Annotated in this window: 16 protein-coding genes; 9 read left to right on the top strand and 7 right to left on the bottom strand. The window is 68.9% G+C overall.

The features are described from left to right. Positions 1–3 precede the first annotated feature (3 nt). The 6 genes from QQY66_RS49660 to QQY66_RS49635 all read right to left on the bottom strand — a co-directional run bounded on the left by QQY66_RS49660 (position 4) and on the right by QQY66_RS49635 (position 4,867). Complete coding sequence (locus QQY66_RS49660) at positions 4–567, bottom strand: type 1 glutamine amidotransferase (protein WP_301987937.1); 564 nt, start codon at positions 565–567, stop codon at positions 4–6. A gap of 28 nt (positions 568–595) precedes the next feature. Further along, the gene (locus QQY66_RS49655) at positions 596–1,426 is read right to left on the bottom strand and encodes an acetylglutamate kinase (protein WP_301988020.1); all 831 of its coding nucleotides are present in this window, start codon (positions 1,424–1,426) and stop codon (positions 596–598) included. Positions 1,427–1,503: 77 nt separating this feature from the next. Then, complete coding sequence (gene argC, locus QQY66_RS49650) at positions 1,504–2,559, bottom strand: N-acetyl-gamma-glutamyl-phosphate reductase (RefSeq protein ID WP_301987936.1); 1,056 nt, start codon at positions 2,557–2,559, stop codon at positions 1,504–1,506. Further along, a complete protein-coding gene (locus QQY66_RS49645) occupies positions 2,556–3,407 on the bottom strand; it encodes a RimK family alpha-L-glutamate ligase (RefSeq protein WP_301987935.1) in 852 nt (283 codons plus the stop codon). The genes argC and QQY66_RS49645 overlap by 4 nt, the downstream gene beginning before the upstream one ends. Positions 3,408–3,434: 27 nt before the next feature. Further along, complete coding sequence (locus QQY66_RS49640) at positions 3,435–3,623, bottom strand: lysine biosynthesis protein LysW (RefSeq protein WP_301987934.1); 189 nt, start codon at positions 3,621–3,623, stop codon at positions 3,435–3,437. A gap of 86 nt (positions 3,624–3,709) precedes the next feature. Then, on the bottom strand, positions 3,710–4,867 hold the full coding sequence (locus QQY66_RS49635) for a LeuA family protein (RefSeq protein ID WP_301987933.1): 1,158 nt from the start codon (positions 4,865–4,867) through the stop codon (positions 3,710–3,712). A 413-nt stretch (positions 4,868–5,280) separates the two neighbouring features. Here QQY66_RS49635 and QQY66_RS50780 point away from each other — a divergent pair, with 413 nt between their 5' ends. Next, entirely contained in the window at positions 5,281–6,396 is a 1,116-nt protein-coding gene (locus QQY66_RS50780; protein ID WP_367667109.1) for a nuclear transport factor 2 family protein, read from the top strand. Positions 6,397–6,544: 148 nt separating this feature from the next. On the opposite strand, the gene QQY66_RS49620 is transcribed toward QQY66_RS50780, so the two are convergent. Then, positions 6,545–7,147, bottom strand: a complete 603-nt coding sequence (locus QQY66_RS49620) for a TetR/AcrR family transcriptional regulator (protein WP_301987932.1) — start codon at positions 7,145–7,147, stop codon at positions 6,545–6,547. A gap of 518 nt (positions 7,148–7,665) precedes the next feature. On the opposite strand from QQY66_RS49620, the gene QQY66_RS49615 reads away from it, so the two are divergent. The 8 genes from QQY66_RS49615 to QQY66_RS49580 all read left to right on the top strand — a co-directional run bounded on the left by QQY66_RS49615 (position 7,666) and on the right by QQY66_RS49580 (position 18,028). Beyond that, complete coding sequence (locus QQY66_RS49615; protein WP_301987931.1) at positions 7,666–8,850, top strand: transposase; 1,185 nt, start codon at positions 7,666–7,668, stop codon at positions 8,848–8,850. A gap of 52 nt (positions 8,851–8,902) precedes the next feature. Further along, entirely contained in the window at positions 8,903–9,670 is a 768-nt protein-coding gene (locus QQY66_RS49610; RefSeq protein WP_301987930.1) for a response regulator transcription factor, read from the top strand. 210 nt (positions 9,671–9,880) lie between these two features. After that, complete coding sequence (locus QQY66_RS49605; RefSeq protein ID WP_301987929.1) at positions 9,881–10,486, top strand: sigma-70 family RNA polymerase sigma factor; 606 nt, start codon at positions 9,881–9,883, stop codon at positions 10,484–10,486. A gap of 13 nt (positions 10,487–10,499) precedes the next feature. Beyond that, positions 10,500–11,711 carry an MFS transporter gene (locus QQY66_RS49600; RefSeq protein ID WP_301987928.1) on the top strand — a complete coding sequence of 404 codons (1,212 nt, stop codon included), beginning with the start codon at positions 10,500–10,502 and terminating at the stop codon, positions 11,709–11,711. Positions 11,712–11,743: 32 nt separating this feature from the next. Next, on the top strand, positions 11,744–13,636 hold the full coding sequence (locus QQY66_RS49595) for a 2-oxoacid:acceptor oxidoreductase subunit alpha (RefSeq protein WP_301987927.1): 1,893 nt from the start codon (positions 11,744–11,746) through the stop codon (positions 13,634–13,636). Beyond that, entirely contained in the window at positions 13,626–14,678 is a 1,053-nt protein-coding gene (locus tag QQY66_RS49590; RefSeq protein WP_301987926.1) for a 2-oxoacid:ferredoxin oxidoreductase subunit beta, read from the top strand. The genes QQY66_RS49595 and QQY66_RS49590 overlap by 11 nt, the downstream gene beginning before the upstream one ends. 37 nt (positions 14,679–14,715) lie before the next feature. Next, positions 14,716–15,042: a ferredoxin gene (fdxA, locus tag QQY66_RS49585; protein ID WP_301987925.1), complete on the top strand. Its 327-nt coding sequence runs from the start codon at positions 14,716–14,718 to the stop codon at positions 15,040–15,042. A gap of 655 nt (positions 15,043–15,697) precedes the next feature. Continuing rightward, entirely contained in the window at positions 15,698–18,028 is a 2,331-nt protein-coding gene (locus QQY66_RS49580; protein WP_301987924.1) for a BTAD domain-containing putative transcriptional regulator, read from the top strand. Positions 18,029–18,067: the final 39 nt, after the last annotated feature.

Genomic DNA, 18,067 nt, shown 5'->3' with positions numbered 1-18,067 from the left:
CGCTCACCGGTAGAGCTCCGCGAAGCCGCGCAGGATCTCCGCGCCGTCCGGGCGGAACTCCAGATGGGCCTGCGCGCCGTAGATCCGGCCGTCGTCCGAGCGCAGGAACTCCACCGGAGCGAGCTCGGACCGGCCGATCGTGCGAAAGCCCTCCGGGGCCTCCTGCAGATAGAGGGTGTGCCGCTGGAAGACCGTCACGGTCGGCTTCACATAGGCGAACAGCGGGTCCTCCGTGTCGACCTGCGCCTCGTGGCCGCCGACCCGCTGGGGCCCCTCCTCGAGCCGGCCGCCGTGCGCGACGGCGATGATCTGCATACCGCCGCAGATGCCGAGGACCGGCACACCCGCCGTCGTCACGAGGTCGACGAGCGGCTTGTAGAACCCGCTGTCGTACGCACGTACCTTCGTGCCGCTCAGCACGATCGCCTGGTAGCGGGAGCCGACGCTCGCCGGTACCGAGGCCGCGTCGACGGTGTCGGTCTCGGAGCCCAGGTCCTCGAAGCGCTTGCACAGCTGCCTGAGGGACAGCGTCCCGTTGTTGACCACTAGAACCCTGGACGTCGCCACGAGTTCCGCTCCTCTCGCTGTACTTGGTTCACGTCCGGGCAGTGACGGTGTCGGTGCGTTCGCGGGTGATGACGGTGCCGGTGCGCGCGGCGAGCATGTGGGACACCGGGGCGCTGCCGATGTGCACCCGGCCGACTCCCCGGTCCAGGGCCTCGCCGGCCGCCCGCAGCTTCTTGCGCATCCCGCCGGTGGCACCGCGGTCGCGGAACTTGGCGGCCTCCGCCGCGCAGATCTGCCGCACCGGGGCTCCGTCGATCAGCAGATGCGGCACATCGGTGACCAGGGTCAGCGCGGTGGCCGCGGTGGCCGCAGCGAGCGCGGCGGCGGCCCGGTCGGCGTCGGTGTTCACCTCCTGGCCCGCGGTGTTGCGGGCCAGCGGGGTGACGATGCAGCAGTGCCCGGGCCTGAGGTTCGCCAACTGAGCGGCGTCCACACCGGTGATGGGGCCGACGAGGTTGTCAAGCTCCACCAACTCCTTGCCGCGCCACCACCAGCGCTCACCCTCGCCGGCCTGCACCAGGCCCTCGCTGCCGATGACGCGCTCCGCCGTCAGGCCGCGCCGCTCAAGGCGCCCGATGACGTCGTCGCCGAGCTTGGCGCTGACCGTTTTGATGTCGGCGATCACCTCGGGCGTCGTCCAGCGGCTCTGGTTGCCGTACCGGTCCCGCAGGATCGCCGAGGGCTCCGCGTAGCGGGTGTCCAGCCGCTTGAGCGGCTTGGACCAGCCGTGCACCAGGACGAGCGGACGCTCCTGGCCGTGCGCGACCAGGTCGTCCCACCAGGCGTCGGCCAAGTCGTCGAGGCAGCTGCCGCCCAGCTTGACCACCGTCGGTGTGTGGGTCTCCACGGCCGTCCCCATGTCCGTGCCCGGCGCTTCCACGAGCGACTCCGGGCAGGCGTACGCGAGCGAGTCCGTGAGCTTCTCCATGAAGGTCGTCATGCCGGCATCACCGGCTGCATCCCGATACCCGTCTCCTGCGGCAACCCGAAGCGCAGATTGAGCGCCTGGACGGCCTGGCCCGCCGAGCCCTTCACGAGGTTGTCGAGGGCGGCGAGCACGACGATGCGGTCCCCTTCGGCGTCGGGAAGCACCGTCACATCGCAGAAGTTGGAGCCGAGCACCGCCTGCGGGTCCGGCACCGGGATCAGCGTCTCGGTGTGCCGGCGCACCCGCACGAACCGATGCTGCTTGTAGAACCGCAGGTAGGCGCGCTGCAGTTCACGGGCGTCCACCGCGTCATCGGTGAACACATAGGTGCTGGCGAGCAGTCCGCGTACATGCGAGACGCCGTACGCCGACATCGTCATCGACCCGATCCGCCCCGGCTTGGAGCGCTCCAGGAAGTCGGAGACCTCGGCCGCGTGCCGGTGCCCGCTCGGGGCGTACGGCGCGATGGCGCCGTTGCGCAGCGGATGCAGATCGGCGGTGCGCAGCCGTAGCCCGCCGCCGCTCGATCCGCTCTTGCCGTCCACGAGCACGGTCTTGAGGTTCAGGCCGAGCGACAGGACCAGCGGTGCGAGCCCCAGGGTGATGGCGGTCGCGTAGCAGCCGGGCAGCGAGATCAGCGCCGCGTCGGCCAGCTGGTCCCCGATCAGCTCCGGTACGCCGTACACGAAGCGGTCGGCGAGCTCGGTCGAGCGCGCCACCTTCGGGTACCAGCGCTCGTGGACCTCGGGGGTACGGATACGGAAGGCGCCGCTCAGGTCGATGACACAGCCGACCCGGTCGGCGAGCAGGGCGGACAACTCGGCGGAGACCGGGGCGGGCGTGGCGAGGAACACCACATCGCACCGGTCGGCCACGTCCTCGGTGACGGGCTCGACGGCCAGGCCCAGGTCGAGCCGGAGTCCCGGGTGCAGTTGGGCCGGGCGCCGTCCGATGTTCGACGACCCGCCCAGGAAGGTCAGTTCCAGGTCGGGGTGCTGGGTGACGAGCCGGATCAGTTCGCCGCCGGCGAGCCCCGACGCGCCGGCTATTCCCACACGGATCATGCGAGGATCTCCTGCACATAGCGGGCGATGGAGGCCGGGACGTCCGCGCCGGTCGCCGAGGCGAGCGCCTTGAACGCCGGCGCGTGGTTGACCTCGTTGACGACCGGGCCCCGCGGGGTGCGGAACAGATCGATGCCGTAGATGCCCTCGCCGAGCTGGTCCACCACACCGTCGACGACCTTCACGACCTCCGGGTCGTGGGTGAGCGCCCGGCTCTGGTTGCCGAGGGCGGCGTTGCTGCGCCAGTCGCGGCCGTCGCTCTCGAACTCGGCGGCGGCCACCAGCTCACGGCCGACGACGAAGCAGCGCACCGAGGTGCCGCCGTCGAGATACGGCTCCACCAGGCAGGCCTGCTCGAAGCCGTGCCCGAGGTCCTCGACGTAGTCGTACACGGACTGTGCGACATCGGCGTCGCGGATCAGCGTGACCCGCTTGCCCATGCCGCCGAAGACCGGCTTGAGCACGAGCGGCACCGGCAGTTCGGCGAGCGCCCGCTCGAAGTCCCGGCGCGAGAGCACCAGACGGAAGTCCGCGACCGGGACGCCCGCATCCCGAAGGAGCGTGCGCAGTGCGAGCTTGTTCTCGCAGGCGTGGATGGCCCGGGCCGAGTTCAGGGTCTCGATGTTCGCCGACTCGGCCAGGGTGGCGAGCAGGCCGCCGCGGGTGTAGCTGCGGCTGCGGATCAGGACCGCGTCGTACACGCTGATCGATGGAGCGTCCTCGTGCCCGAGGCACAGGGATTCGTCGTTGGCCCACTCGACCTCCAGGCCGAACTCCGGCGCGGACTTGATCAGCCGTTGTTCCTCCCAGCCGAGCCGGTCCGCGACGATGGCAACTTTGCCGCCCATGAAGTGGTCCCTCCTACGCGTCCGTGGTCACTGGCCCCAGTCGCGTAGCTGCACTTCGACCATCTGCAGCGACAGGGTGCCCTCGGCCACGCCCTCGACGCGGAGGGTGAGCATGCACTCCGGACAGGACAGGGTCTCGCCGTTGACCATCGGCGGGGTGGTGAGGTCGGTCTCGCACTCCGGGCAGACGCCGGTGAGCGTGGCAGCGGTGATCATGTCTCTTCTCCGTTGGTGTGGTGGGGACTCGGTGGGGCGCCTGGACGGGGCGTACCGATGGGGCAACCCGGTGGGGCGGGGGCGTCTCAGTGGGACGGGAAGCCGACGGCGAGCTTGCGGATGGCGCTCCGGTCGAGCAGCGGCCACCCCTGCTCTTCCTGGTGCGGGGCGAGCCACTCGGTGAAGGCGTCCACGTCGATGTCGAGACCCGGGTCGTCGGCGAGCGCCCAGTTGACCAGGGCCGGGGTGAGGCGCGAACGCACGTGCAGCTTCCGGGAGTTGCCCACGACCTCCGGCGGCAGCGTCTCGTAGGCGTCCGGGTGGGTGAGCTGGCCCGGCAACTCGTAGGCGAAGGCGTGCTCGGTGGTGGGCCCGGACTGGAAGGCCTGGCCGAGCCCGGATCCCTTGAGAGCCGCCCGCGAGAGCTCGGTGAGGTGGGACAGGTCGAACCGGTTGTCGCCGTGGATCACGCGCAGCGACGTGAGCAGCTCCGCCAGCGGAGCGTTACCGCCGCGCTCACCGATGCCCGCCACGGTACAAGAGATCCATTCCGCGCCCGCCCGGTAGGCGGCCAGCGAGTTGGCCACGGCCATGCCCAGCATGTTGTGCGAGTGGATCTCGATCTGGGCGCCGTCGATAGCCGTCAGGTGCCCGATCTGCTCCTCCATCTGCCACGGCGACAGATAGGCGACGGTCTCGGCGACCCGGAACCGGTCGGCGCCGGCCGCAAACCCGGCCTCCACATACGGCACCAAGCGCTCCTTGGGCGTGCGGGCGCCGTCCTCGCCGCTGAACGTGACATGCAGGCCACGGTCCTTGGCCATCCCGATCGCGGCGCGCGCCACGGCCGTCAGGTACTTGGCGCTCGGCGAGCCCAGCTTCAGCAGTGCGTGCGCCTCGGAGGTCGGAATGGAGAACATCACCGACCTGACACCCAGGCGGACGGCCTCCTCCAGGGCCTTCTCGACCTGCTGGCGGTGCCTCACCACAACCAGGCTCATGCTGTGCTCAGGCCCCACCGACTGGTGCACGGCTTCGATCAGACCTGAGTCCTTGCACGAAGGCCCGGAGATCATGCCGACCTCGACCAGCTCGACGCCCGACTTCACCAGGAGGTCGGAAATGACCGCGGCGTCCCGCGCGCCGAACTCGACTCCGGCCATGTGCGCGGAGTCCCGCAGGGTCGCATCGGATATATGGGGCAGCGGCCGTGCAGGCCGGCCGTCGTTCTCTGATACCGCCATTACGTAAATCTCCTTCTGCCGGATCCTCAGTACCAGTTCTGTTTCCGACCCCGAAGAAATGGGTGCACAGTCGGTGGATCGTGCGGCGGAGCTGCGAACTCTCTTTTCTAGGCTCATCTTTCCGGCAAGAAGCGTCAAGGCGTTACTGTTCGTTCTGCGTCAAGTTTTGTGAAGTCGAAGTGAAGTAAGAGAGGGCGATGAAAGACAGGTCAGAACGGGTGCTTTTCGGGTGAACAGCCTTCCCGAGCAGGGGAGTTCTGGCTTACGGTTCCGAGTGGTCGGGAAGTTGCAGGTGGATGGAACAGGCAGGGGGCTTTGCCGTGGATCTGATCGAAGTGCCGAGGCTAGGAGTGATAGTTCCTCCGGAAAACCCTACGGTTGAACCGGAGTTCCATCGGCTTGTCGGGTCCCGTATGAACGTCTACGCATCCCGATTCCCGGGCGTTCAGGGAAAGGGCCTCAGGGAAACCCTGGAGGCCTGGAACGACGCGCTGCCCGACGCCCTGGCGGCCTTCTGCGGAATGCGCCTCGAGGCGGCGGTGGTCGCCTGCAGCGCCTCCCACTACCTCCTCGAACCGGAGGGTGACAGAAAGTTCTGCGAGGAGCTCAGCGGCCGCGTGGGCTATCCGGTGACCTCCTCGACCCAGGCCATCCTGGCCGCCTGCGAGACGCTCGGCCTCAGCCGCCTCACGCTCGTCTCCCCCTACGAGCCCTGGCTGACCGAGACCTCCCGCGCCTTCTGGGAGGCGGCCGGGCTCGAGGTCGACGAGGCGGTGATCGTGCCGGCCGGTGACGACCTGTTCGACCCCTACCGGGTGACGACCGACGCCATCCTCGGCCAGGTGCGCAGCCGTGAATTCCCCGATGACACCGCCCTGTTGTTCACCGGCACCGGTATGGCCACCCTCGCGGCCCTGGACAAACTGGTCCGCGACACCGACCGGGTGCTGCTCACCTCCAACCTGGCCGGCGCCTGGTGGGCGCTGCGCCAGGTGGGAGTGCGCTGCGACGGCTTCGAGGCGCACCCGCTGCTCCGCCGCCTGGAGCGAGCGGCCGCCGAGGCCGAGGCGGCCCGCGGTGAGGCCGCCACCCAGCCTCGCCAGGAGCTCACCGAGGCTGCGGTGCACCAGCTGGTCGAGTCCTGGTACGCGGCGCTCGACCGGCACGACCCGCTGGATGAGATGCAATCCATGCTTGCCTCCGATGGTTTGACGTTGCATCAGTACGAAGCCGCCTATGTCGGGCTCGACGGCTTCCGCGACTGGTACGAGCGGGCCACCCATCGTTTCTTCGACGAGCGGCGCGTTCTGACCGCGGTGGACGTCCGCCTGGCCGACGGCCCGAGTGCCGAGGTCGGTGTCCGGCTGAACTGGCAGGCCACGGAGTGGAATCCGCCGGCTCCCGCGAGCCGGCGGATCGGCTACGACGTGGCCCAGACGTTGACTGTGGCCGTCGAGGACGGGGTGCCGCTCCTTCGCACCCTCGCAGTCGACTCGCTTGCCCCGATGCCAGGTTCGGTATCGCTCTGAGACCGGCCGTCCCCCTCACCCACCCGGGGGGCGGCCGCCCATGGCCGCGACGCTGCGGGAGGCGTCGCGGCCATGGGCATACCCGGAGCCCGGCCGGTCCCTCTCTCCGCGGCAGCCAAGGAGCGGGGACCGGCCGGGCTCAACGGACTCAGATGACCGGGCAGGGCCCCTGGGAGATGCCGGGCAGAACCACCTGCCACACCCGGTACAGCTGGTCCTGTGCGCTTTCCCGTTGCTCCGGCGCGGAGGCGCAGCGGCGGATGTAGTTCTCCGTGCCGGTGATGAGGTGGGCGGTGAGGGTGAGGATCGTCTGGGGGTCGGCGCCCGGGCGCAGTTCGTCCTGCGAGGCCCGGTCGAGCAGGTCCCCGACGGCGGGCAGCCAGACGGAGGTCCAGGAAGGAGCGGCGTTCGGGCACTCCCGGGTGAGTCGGGCGGCCGCGCGCACGGACACGTCCTCGTCGAGCAGTCGTGCCACTTCGAGGGTCAGCTCGATCGCGGACCGCAAAGGCCGGTCCTGTTCGGTGGTGATCTTCTCCACCGCGGTGCGAGTGACGCAGGCGCCGCGCGCCTGGACCGCCGCCGCGAGCTGTTCCTTGGTAGGGAAGTGGAAGGTCAGCGCCCCCATGGAGATGCCGGCCGACTTACTCACCTGAGCGAGGGACGCTGCCTCGTAGCCGACGCAGTCGAACGCGGCGGCCGCCGCCTGAACGAGGGCTTCCCGTGTCCGAGCCGCTCGTTGTTGTTTCACCATGTGCTTCTCCGGGTGTACACCCGCTCAGGGGCGGGGTTAGGCCGATGAGGGCCATGTGGCACAGCGCCGGGCGCACAGCGCGCGAGCGGAACCGGACAGGTGTCACACGGCTTCGGATGACCTTCCCGCCCGCGCAGTCCGTTCCTGACCACCATTGTGCCGTGTGATGGGCCCTGTCCATTGCTGGAGCGAATTCTCGCCAGGGGTTGCGGAAGTGCGCGGTCGGATCCGACGGTTGGCCGCCGGGCGTCGTCTGTCCCCTGGCGTCGTCGCTGGACTGCAGAGTGCTCAAGGGGTGCCCCCTCACGCAAGGGCAACCTGCGATAGTGCGCCCGCCGTTCGCCGATCATGGTGGCACCGGGTCATCACATACCACGATTCACACCTAGCAAACCGCAACGTGGCGGCGGGACTTGGACAAGTTGAAGTCCTCCCATGAAAACAAAGCGATCGTTCGTTATTATCGTGGGAGTCATCGCGCCAGAAGCGGCAGCAGTTGCGTCGAGGGGGAGGCAGGAATGGCAGATCAAAGCAGGCCAGGGACGCTGGAGGCGGCCCGCTCCGTGCCGGTGTCCTCCTTTGCGCAGGCGATCTTCGGCCACATGGGGCGCGTGGATCAGCGCCGGTGGGCTCAGGCCTATCTGCAGGGGCTGTTGACCACGCCCGGGCGGAAGTCGGTGCGACGGCTCGCCGCGGCGGTCTCCGCGTCGCCGACGGCCGCCATGTCTCTTCAGCAGTTCGTCAACGCCAGCCCCTGGGACTGGGGTCCTGCCCGCCGTGAACTGACGCGCTTGGCCGAAAGACATACGAAGCCGCGCGCGTGGACCGTCGGCAACGCCATCCTGCCCAAGCGGGGCGACTACTCCTGCGGAGTGCACCGCCGCTTCGTGCCCGCCGTCGGCCGGACCATCAACTGCCAGGTCGGTATCGGGGTGTTCGTCGCTTCCGACGAGGAGAACATCCCTGTCGACTGGCGGCTGCTGCTGCCGCAGCAGTGGACCGACGACGACGGGATGCGAGCCCGGGCCCGTATACCCGAGTCCCTGGGCTGTCGCCCCATGTGGGCGCAGGTCCTCAATCTGGTGGACACGATGGCCTTGCGCACGTCCCGACCGCGCGTGCCGGTGGTCGCCGACATGAGTGAGTGCGCCGACGTCGAACCGCTCCTGCACGGCCTGAGCCGGCGGGGGCACGAGTTCCTCGTCGCCGCCCCCGCCAGTCTTCAGGTGGTCGGCGGCAGTGGCAGCCGCCCCGCCGTGGTGGGCGGAGCCGCCGCCGATGCAGCCCACCATGCGCGCGCCGCCCAGGACTTCGTACGTCACAACGGCGCGTACCAGCGTCTTGCCGGCGTGGAGCGGCCACGGCGACAGATGCAGTTCCTGTCCCAGCCGGTGCGCCTGCCGGGCATGGGCCACACCTACCGCCTCTTCACCGAGTGGCGACCGGGCGCCGCCTCGCCCCGGGTGTGGGCCACCAACCTCGTGGGTCACACCATCGACCACCTGGTGAGCCTGACCCGGCTGCACTCCGGCATGACCGCCGCGATCGACTCGCTCGAACGGGACTTCGGACTCCTCGACTTCGAGGGCCGCTCGTTCCCTGGATGGCACCACCACGTGACGCTGGCCTCCGCCGCCTACGCGTACACCCGTCTGAGCCGCTGTGCGGCCGGCGACAGCGGATGGCTCGACCTGAGCGCCTGATCACCCGGGCGCACCGGCTGTGCGACTTTCCTAGCCACCACGCGAGGAAGCGATGATGAAGGTACTTGTGGTAGAAGCCTCCGCTGCGCGCGCCGAGTCCACGGCCCGCGACCTGCGCAGGCAGGGGTACGACGCGCACAGCGTGGACTCCGGGGCGGAAGCCCTGCGGCTGCACGAGGACGCCCAGCTGGTTCTGCTCGACCTGGACCTGCCCGATGTCGACGGCCTGCAGGTGTGCCAGGCGATCAGGGCCGTCAGCGGCATCCCGATCATCACCTTCACCGAACGGGACACCGAGCTCGATCGCGTCCTCGCGCTGCAGGCGGGCGCGGACGACTGCGTGGTCAAGTCCTGCGGATCCCGCGAGGTCCTCGCCCGCATAGAGGCCCTCGTACGCCGCGCCTATCCGTGGCAGGAGGGGCCCTGCTCCATCTCGTTGCATCCGCTGTACATCGACGGCAGATCCCGCGAGATCCGCCTGGACGGTCGCCTGATAGACGCCACGGCCAAGGAGTTCGACCTGCTCTACACGCTGGCCACACACCCCGAGAAGGTCGTCTCCCGCAAGGAGCTGATGGTGAAGATCTGGGAGCGCAACGCCACGGAGTCGAGCCGCACCATAGACACCCACGTCAGCAGTCTGCGCGGGAAGCTCGGTGCCAGTGAGTGGATCGTCACGGTTCGGGGCGTCGGCTACCGCATCGGATACGGGCGCGAACTCGCACGTCCGCCTGAGCGGCGCAGGGAGCGCACAGCCGAGGCCATTCCTGGTCGAGCCGGCGAACGCGCCCCGCTCGGTCTGGTCACGCGCGCCCCCTGAACTACGGCCGCATTCCTGGAACTTGCCAATGTCGTCGCGGGCGGGCCGCCCGGACCATAAAACCGAACGGTTGCTATGTACCCTCGGTGCTGCGACTCATTCCATGCGTTCGGTCGCAAACACCTTCCCGAACGGGCCGATACGGCGAGGTTCCGAGCTCAGCTCCACTCCCCAACTCCCGCGACCGGCCCGACCACCGGAGCCGAACCGATGACGGACATGACCACAGCCCTCGCGACCGAGACGGAAGAGCAGCGCTCGGCCCGCTTCGTGCGGGACGCTCTCGTCCACCACTCTCAACTCCACGCACAGGCCCTGCGGCTGACACGTCACCCCGCGGATGCGGAGGATCTCGTCCAGGAGGCCTACATACGCGCGTTCCGCAGCTTCCAGCAGTTCAGCCCCGGCTCCAACCTGAAGGCCTGGCTGGCGCGGATCGTGCTCAACACCTACCTGACGTCGTACCGCAAGAAGCAGCTGGAGCCGCGCTGCGCACCCACCTCCGAGATCGCCGACTGGCAGCTGGTGAACGCCGCCTCGCACACCTCGGGTGGACTGCCCTCGGCCGAGGCCCAGGTCATGAAGTGGATCCCCGACCCGGCCGTGTGCCAGGCGATGCGCTCCATCCCCGACGACTTCCGCACCGTGGTCTACCTCGCCGACATCGAGGGCCTGCCCTACGAGGAGATCGCCAACCTGGTCGGAATCCCGCACGGCACGGTCAACTCCCGTCTGCACCGGGGCCGTCGGCGACTGCGCAGCCTCCTTGAGGGACACAACGGGCGACGCACCGCGGCCCACACACACGAAGGTTGAGTGAAACCCGGTCATGACCACAGACACCACCGAACTCGCCGGACAACGCGACCGGTCCGCGCTCGGGCGGCTACCCGTCTCGGCGCTGCTCGCGCTGGCCACGGCCGTGTTCATCACCAGCCTGACGGAGACCCTGCCTGCCGGGGTGCTGCCCGCCATGAGCGCCGATCTCGGTGTCAGCCAGTCCGCCACCGGACAGACGGTCACCGTCTACGCCCTCGGCACCGCCTTCACCGCAATCCCGCTGACCGCCGCCACTGCGGCCTGGCGCCGCAAGAAGCTGCTGCTCACTTCCATGGCAGGGTTCGCCGTCGCCAACACAGTCACGGCGGTGTCCACCAACTACCCGCTGACGATGGCGGCGCGCTTTCTTGCCGGCGTCGCGGCCGGCGTCGCCTGGGCGCTGCTCGCCGGTTACGCCCGCCGGATGGCACCCCCGCACCTGCAGGGCAAGGCCATCGCCATCGCCATGGCCGGCATCCCCGTGGCCCTCTCTGTGGGCGTGCCCGTCGGCACCTTCATCGGTAAGGCCTTCAGCTGGCAGATCGCCTTCTGGACCATGACGGCGCTCACCGTCGTACTCCTGGTGTGGATCCTCGCCGTCGTGCCCGATTACCCGGGCCGGCGCACCGAGGCCAAGACGCGGATGCTCTCCGCCCTGTCCGTACCAGGTGTCCGGCCCGTCCTGTTCGTCACCCTCGTCTTCGTCCTCGCCCACACCATCCTCTACACCTACGTCGCCACCTTCCTGGAACACGTCGGCATGGGCCGCTCGATCGACTTGGTCCTCCTGGTCTTCGGCGGTGCGTCGCTCATCAGCATCTGGGTCGTCGGTGCTCTCATCAACCGTCGCCTGCGCGGCCTGACCGTCGCCAGTACCCTCCTCGTCGGCGTCGCCGCCGCACTCCTCGCGCTCTGGGCCAACAGCCCGCCCCTGGTGTACGCGGCCGTGACGCTCTGGGGCCTCGGTTGGGGTGGAGTGCCGACGCTGCTGCAGACCGCCGCCGCAGACGCAGGCGGGGAAAGCGCGGCCGACACCGCCCAGGCCATGCTCGTCACCCTGTGGAACCTGGCGATGGCCGTCGGCGGCGTCGTCGGAGGCATCCTCCTCGGGGCCCTGGGCACGACCTCCTTCCCCTGGAGCGTGCTCCTCCTGATGGTCCCGGTGCTGCTCGTGGTGCTCGCGGCCCGCGTCCACGGCTTCCCCGCCGAGCGGCCCACCTGACCACCGCATACGCCCAAGACGATCGGAGAGCCATGGCTACCGCCCAAGCACCAGAAACTGCCCCCGACACACCGGTGCGCCGCCTGGACCGGGTGATCATCCGGTTCGCCGGTGACTCCGGTGACGGGATGCAGCTCACGGGAGACCGTTTCACTTCGGAGACGGCGTCGTTCGGCAACGACCTCTCCACGCTGCCGAACTTCCCCGCCGAGATCCGTGCTCCTGCCGGAACCCTGCCGGGTGTTTCGTCTTTCCAGCTGCACTTCGCGGACCACGACATCCTCACGCCGGGCGATGCGCCGGACGTGCTGGTGGCGATGAACCCGGCGGCACTGAAGGCGAATATCGGGGATGTGCCGCGCGGCGCGGAGATCATCGTCAACACGGATGAGTTCACCAAGCGCGCCATGGAGAAGGTCGGTTACGAGGCCTCGCCGCTGGAGGACCGGTCCCTTGACGGCTATCGGCTGCACGCGGTGCCGTTGACCACGCTGACGGTGGAGGCGCTGAAGGACTTCGAGCTGTCGCGCAAGGACGCGGGGCGCAGCAAGAACATGTTCGCCCTCGGATTGTTGTCGTGGATGTATCACCGGCCGACCGAGGGCACGGAAGCCTTCTTGAAGGCGAAGTTCGCGAAGAAGCCGGATATCGCGGCGGCGAACATCGCGGCGTTCCGTGCGGGCTGGAACTTCGGTGAGACCACCGAGGACTTCGCGGTCTCCTACGAGGTGAAGCCCGCGGCGCAGGCCTTCACGCCGGGGACGTACCGGAACATCTCCGGGAACCTGACGCTTTCCTACGGTCTGGTCGCCGCCTCGCGGCAGGCGGATCTGCCGCTGTTCCTGGGCTCGTACCCGATCACCCCGGCCTCGGACATCCTGCACGAGCTGTCCAAGCACAAGAACTTCGGTGTGCGCACCTTCCAGGCCGAGGACGAGATTTCCGCCATCGGCGCTGCGCTGGGCGCGGCCTTCGGCGGTTCGCTCGCGGTGACGACGACCTCGGGGCCCGGGGTCGCGCTCAAGTCCGAGACGATCGGGCTCGCGGTGTCGTTGGAGCTGCCGCTGCTGGTGCTCGACATTCAGCGGGGCGGTCCGTCGACGGGTCTGCCGACCAAGACCGAGCAGGCGGATCTGCTGCAGGCCATGTACGGGCGCAATGGTGAGGCGCCGGTGCCGATCGTGGCCCCCAAGACGCCGGCGGACTGTTTCGATGCGGCGCTGGAGGCGGCACGGATCGCGCTCACCTACCGCACGCCGGTGTTCCTGCTGAGTGACGGGTATCTGGCGAACGGCTCGGAGCCGTGGCGGATTCCGCAGATCGATGAACTCCCCGATCTGCGGGTGCAGTTCGCGCAAGGGCCGAACCACACGACCGGGGACGGCACGGAGGTCTTCTGGCCGTACAAGCGTGATCCGCACACCCTGGCCCGGCCGTGGGCGGTGCCGGGTACGCCGGGGCTGGAGCACCGGATCGGCGGGATCGAGAAGCAGGACGGTACGGGCAATATCTCCTACGACCCGGCCAACCACGACCTCATGGTCCGTACCCGACAGGCCAAGGTCGACGGGATCGAGGTGCCCGATGTGGAGGTCGACGACCCCATCGGCGAGGCCGAGTTGCTGGTCCTGGGCTGGGGCTCCACCTACGGGCCGATCACCGCGGCCATCCGCCGGGTCAGACGCGAGGGCGTCGCCGTGGCCCAGGCCCATCTGCGTCACCTCAACCCTCTCCCGCGGAATCTGGGCGAGGTCCTGCGCCGCTACGAGCACGTCCTGATACCGGAGATGAACCTCGGCCAGCTCGCCACGCTCGTCCGCGCCAAGTACCTGGTGGACGCCTGCAGTTACGACCAGGTCACCGGTATGCCGTTCAAAGCGGGCCAGCTCGCCACCGCGATCCGGGAGGTCCTCAATGTCATATGAAGCCCTGACCCACGTGCCGAAGTCCGAGGCCAAGCAGTCCATGAAGGACTTCAGGTCCGATCAGGAAGTGCGCTGGTGCCCCGGCTGCGGTGACTACGCGATCCTGGCGGCCGTGCAGGGCTTCATGCCGGAGCTGGGCCTGGCCAAGGAGAACATCGTCTTCGTCTCCGGCATCGGCTGCAGCTCCCGCTTCCCGTACTACATGAACACCTACGGCATGCACTCCATCCACGGCCGCGCCCCCGCCATCGCGACCGGCCTGGCATCCTCCCGCCGCGACCTGTCCGTGTGGGTCGTCACCGGCGACGGCGACGCGCTGTCCATCGGCGGCAACCACCTCATCCACGCCCTGCGCCGCAATGTGAACCTCAAGATCCTGCTCTTCAACAACCGGATCTACGGCCTCACCAAGGGCCAGTACTCCCCGACGTCGGAAGTCGGCAAGATCACCAAGTCGACGCCGATGGGCTCCCTCGACGCACCCTTCAACCCGGTCTCGCTGGCCATCGGCGCCGAGGCGTCCTTCGTGGCCCGGACGGTGGACTCCGACCGCAAGCACCTCACCGAAGTGCTGCGCCAGGCCGCCGCCCACCCGGGCACCGCCCTCGTCGAGATCTACCAGAACTGCAACATCTTCAACGACGGCGCCTTCGACGCGATCAAGGACAAGCAGCAGGCCGAAGAGGCCGTGATCCGCCTGGAACACGGGCAGCCGATCCGCTTCGGCGCCGACCAGAGCAAGGGCGTCGTACGCGATGCTGCCACCGGCGACCTGAAAGTCGTCACAGTCACCGAGGCCAACCAGAGCGACATCGTGATCCACGACGCCTGCACGACATCACCGACCACCGCCTTCGCCCTCTCCCGCCTCGCCGACCCCGACACCCTCCACCACACCCCCATCGGCGTCTTCCGCAACATCGACCGGCCCGTCTACGACACCCAGATGTCCGACCAACTCGACGCCGCCATCGAGCAGAACGGCAAGGGCGACCTCGCCGCCCTCCTCACCGGCAACGACACCTGGACCGTCGCCCGCTGAGGCCCGGGTCCACCGCATCCGATCATGAGGAGTCCCCATGACCTACGTAATCGCGCAGCCCTGCATAGACGTCAAGGACAAGGCGTGCATCGACGAGTGTCCCGTGGACTGCATCTACGAGGGCCCGCGCATGCTCTACATCCACCCCGACGAATGCGTGGACTGCGGCGCCTGCGAGCCCGTCTGCCCGGCCGAGTCGATCTTCTACGAGGAGGATCTCCCGGCGGAGTGGAGCGCGTTCGGGCGCGCAGGCGCCGAGGTCTTCCAAGAGCTCGGCTCGCCGGGCGGCGCAAGGGCGGTGGGCCGGCTGGAGCGCGACCACGCAGTGGTCGACGGTGCGGCAGCCGTTGCGGGGCAGGCCTGAGACGGAGCCCACTCACCGCGATCCCCGCGACCGCGATGTGCTGGTCCGCTTCTGCCCGACTTCCCAGAACCCCGTTCGGCCGGTGCCACACGTTTCCCCGCGCCGGCACCGGCCGAACGGACCCCTCACGATCCAGTTCCCAGGTGGTCCTTGTGGTCATCAGTCGGTCATCGGCTTTCCGGAAGCACCGATTGACGTGTCCAGATACCTTGCTGTTGCGACTTATTGAGGTTCCGATGGCCTGCCGCGCCGAGGTGCCCGCAGTATTGAAGCGTGAGAAGTCAAGGACCGGCCGAAGAGCGCAAGCGGGGCGGCCAGGACTCTCCCTGTATGTGTCGCCGTCCGGTCTGACACTCGTTGCGGCACCGCACTTTCCACTCTGCTTGAACTGGTGTGCGATTGCCGCCGTTTGGCCGCCTCTCTCCCGTGAAATCCGCGGCGAAGCCGAGACGGGACGCCGGACAGAACCGAGCCACAGGGCAGGCCGAGCAGATGAGCAAGCCGGCTCCCCACCTTTGACGCCCGCACCCTCCGACAGCAGTTCCGCCACCTGCATGCCACGGCGGAGCGGCCGACCAACCTGCAGTTCACAGTGATGGGCGCGGTGACGCGCCCACGTCAGCCCCGTCTCTCCTGGGAGGAGCGAGGAACCACGATGAAGTTCCATGTTCTTGGGCCGCTGGAACTCACCGACAACGGTGAGAGCATCCCGATACAGGGCATAAAGCAGCGCGCCGTGCTGGGTTTTCTCCTGCTCAACGCCAACCGGGTGGTCTCCACCAGCGCGCTGATGGATGCCCTTTGGCCGATCGACGAAGTGCCCAACTCCGCACGCAAGATCCTGCACAACGCCATCTGGGGCCTGCGCGGTGCCCTCAACTCCGGCCAAGCCGACCAGGACAGGCCGTCGCTGCTCACCCGCCCGCCCGGATATGTGCTGCAACTGGACCCCGAGGACGTGGATGTGTTCGAGTTCCAGCGGCTCGCCAAGGAAGGACAGGCACAGCTCTCGGGCGGCTCTGCGCTGAGCGCCGCGCAGACCCTGCAGCAGGCCGTGGGCCTGTGGCGCGGTGCCGTCCTCGCCGATCTCGTCGAGGCAGGCTTCACCTGGCCGGAGCTGGTGGGCCTGGAGAGCACCCGGGTCGACGTTCTGGAGGACTACTTCGAGGCGGAGCTCGCCCTCGGCCGCCACCACGCCGTACTGCGCGAGATCGAGACGGCCATGGAAGCGGGGACACTGCGGGAGCGGCTGTGCGGCCAGCTGATGCTTGCGCTCTACCGGTGCGGACGGCACACCGACGCGCTCAGCGCGTACAACCGCATGCGCAAGCAGCTGGTGGAGCAGCTCGGTCTGGAGCCCGGCCGAGGACTGCAGTGGCTGCAGCAGGCCATACTGCGCCACGACGACTCTCTGCTGGCACCGGGCCGAATCCGGGAGCACGCTGAGGAACACACCCGATCGGTGCCCACCTCACCCCCGCCTGCCATGCCGGAACACCCCGTACCCGCCGAACCGTCATCGGTCGCACCGGATCCGGAGCTTGCTCTCACCGCCCTCAAGACGTCTGTGCAGGCGGGGGTTGCACAGACGTCCTGCAGTGTGGTGATGGTGCAGGTCGCCGTCGACGGCCACGCCCCCCACAACGACCGGAGCGTGGAGCGCGGGCTGACTGCGGTCGCGGATGCTCTGCGGCACACGACGGACTACTTCGGTGGCACCGCCGCGGCGCCGGCGGGTCCCGCGTTGCTTGCCGTGTTCACCGGAGATGAGGCACCGAAGCGGGCGGTCTCCACGGCCCTTGCCATGCTGGAGCCGCGCACGCACGGAATGGTACCGGTGAACGTCCGGGCAACCGTGGTGACCGGCGAAGCGCAGCTGCACAACCTGGTCGAGGCCGCGGACCGGTATGCGCCGCCGATGGTCACCGGCCCCGTACTGGACACCTGCCGCACCCTCATGGCCTACACGGCCGCGGGAACGGCACGGGCCTGTGAACGGACACGGACGCATACCGCCGGGACCGCCGGTGTCAGCTACACCGACTCCGGAGGGCCGGCGGCAGGCTGGCGGGCGCGCTCCGTCCAGTGGCGTTCCCTCGCCCACCCCTCGATCCCGGTGGTCGACCGCGACCACGAACTCGACGTGCTGTGCGGCCTGCTCGGCCGGACACGTCACCGGTCCGTCTCACAACTCGTCACCGTCCTCGGCGAAGGAGGTGTGGGCAAGACGCGGCTGGTACTCGAATTCGAGCGCCGCGCCATGGCCCGCTGGGACGACGCCCAGTTCCTGGTGAGCGGCCCCGAAGGCGCCCGCCGGCCCCTCGGGCTGCTCCGGAACCTCCTGGTCGCGCTGTGCGACGCCGCACCCGCTGCCGACGCCGCTGCCTGCGCCGATCTGGTGCGACAGGTCGCTTACGCCTGCATCGTGGACCAGGCTGAGGCCACCGAAGTAGGTGCCTGTGTCGCCGAGTTGATCACAGCAGGCGACGGCGGGCCAAAGCCGCACCGGCGGGAGGCACTGCTGGCGGCCGGCGTCAGGCTCCTGCACGCCGTGGCTCTCGACCATCCGCTCGTGGTCTTCGTCGACGACGGGCACGAACTGGACGCCACGAGCCTGGACTTCCTGGAGCAGTTCGTCGGCGCCGCCGGCCCGTCGCCCCTCATGGTCATCCTGGCGGCTCGCCCGAACCTGCTGCGCAGCAGGCCTACATGGGGCTGCGGACAAGCCCAGGGGTCCACGCTGACGCTGCCGCATCTGACAGACGCCACCGTGGACCGGCTGTCCGACATCCTGCTCTCGAGGGTGCGCCAGGGACAGCTCGCCCTGCCCACGCCTTGGATACACGAAGCGCTCGGTGACGAGGCACCGCACGGCCGGCGACGACACCTGCTGCGCACGCTGATGCGTCTGGACACCTCCCCCCTGCCGCAGCTCAACCTCGGCGCCGTACGGGTGGAGCGGGTGCCGGTGCGCAGCCGCGACTGACGCGTGCCGCACCACTGCGGCTCCCGCAGTGGTGCGGCA

The organism is Streptomyces sp. DG2A-72, from assembly GCF_030499575.1.
GTDB lineage: Bacteria > Actinomycetota > Actinomycetes > Streptomycetales > Streptomycetaceae > Streptomyces.
The sequence above is the reverse complement of the archived record's forward strand: the minus strand, read 5'-3'. Positions and strand labels throughout refer to the sequence as shown.

What these genes read in the sequence shown, in the direction of transcription:
- QQY66_RS49645 (WP_301987935.1), bottom strand. Translation starts at nt 3,407, where the DNA reads ATGGGCGGCAAAGTTGCCATCGTCGCGGACCGGCTCGGCTGGGAGGAA.
- QQY66_RS49605 (WP_301987929.1), top strand. Translation starts at nt 9,881, where the DNA reads ATGACGGACATGACCACAGCCCTCGCGACCGAGACGGAAGAGCAGCGC.
- QQY66_RS49620 (WP_301987932.1), bottom strand. Translation starts at nt 7,147, where the DNA reads ATGGTGAAACAACAACGAGCGGCTCGGACACGGGAAGCCCTCGTTCAG.
- QQY66_RS49615 (WP_301987931.1), top strand. Translation starts at nt 7,666, where the DNA reads ATGGCAGATCAAAGCAGGCCAGGGACGCTGGAGGCGGCCCGCTCCGTG.
- argC (WP_301987936.1), bottom strand. Translation starts at nt 2,559, where the DNA reads ATGATCCGTGTGGGAATAGCCGGCGCGTCGGGGCTCGCCGGCGGCGAA.
- QQY66_RS49580 (WP_301987924.1), top strand. Translation starts at nt 15,698, where the DNA reads ATGAAGTTCCATGTTCTTGGGCCGCTGGAACTCACCGACAACGGTGAG.
- QQY66_RS49590 (WP_301987926.1), top strand. Translation starts at nt 13,626, where the DNA reads ATGTCATATGAAGCCCTGACCCACGTGCCGAAGTCCGAGGCCAAGCAG.
- QQY66_RS49640 (WP_301987934.1), bottom strand. Translation starts at nt 3,623, where the DNA reads ATGATCACCGCTGCCACGCTCACCGGCGTCTGCCCGGAGTGCGAGACC.
- QQY66_RS49635 (WP_301987933.1), bottom strand. Translation starts at nt 4,867, where the DNA reads ATGGCGGTATCAGAGAACGACGGCCGGCCTGCACGGCCGCTGCCCCAT.
- QQY66_RS49655 (WP_301988020.1), bottom strand. Translation starts at nt 1,426, where the DNA reads ATGGGGACGGCCGTGGAGACCCACACACCGACGGTGGTCAAGCTGGGC.
- QQY66_RS49610 (WP_301987930.1), top strand. Translation starts at nt 8,903, where the DNA reads ATGATGAAGGTACTTGTGGTAGAAGCCTCCGCTGCGCGCGCCGAGTCC.
- QQY66_RS50780 (WP_367667109.1), top strand. Translation starts at nt 5,281, where the DNA reads ATGAACGTCTACGCATCCCGATTCCCGGGCGTTCAGGGAAAGGGCCTC.
- fdxA (WP_301987925.1), top strand. Translation starts at nt 14,716, where the DNA reads ATGACCTACGTAATCGCGCAGCCCTGCATAGACGTCAAGGACAAGGCG.
- QQY66_RS49595 (WP_301987927.1), top strand. Translation starts at nt 11,744, where the DNA reads ATGGCTACCGCCCAAGCACCAGAAACTGCCCCCGACACACCGGTGCGC.
- QQY66_RS49600 (WP_301987928.1), top strand. Translation starts at nt 10,500, where the DNA reads ATGACCACAGACACCACCGAACTCGCCGGACAACGCGACCGGTCCGCG.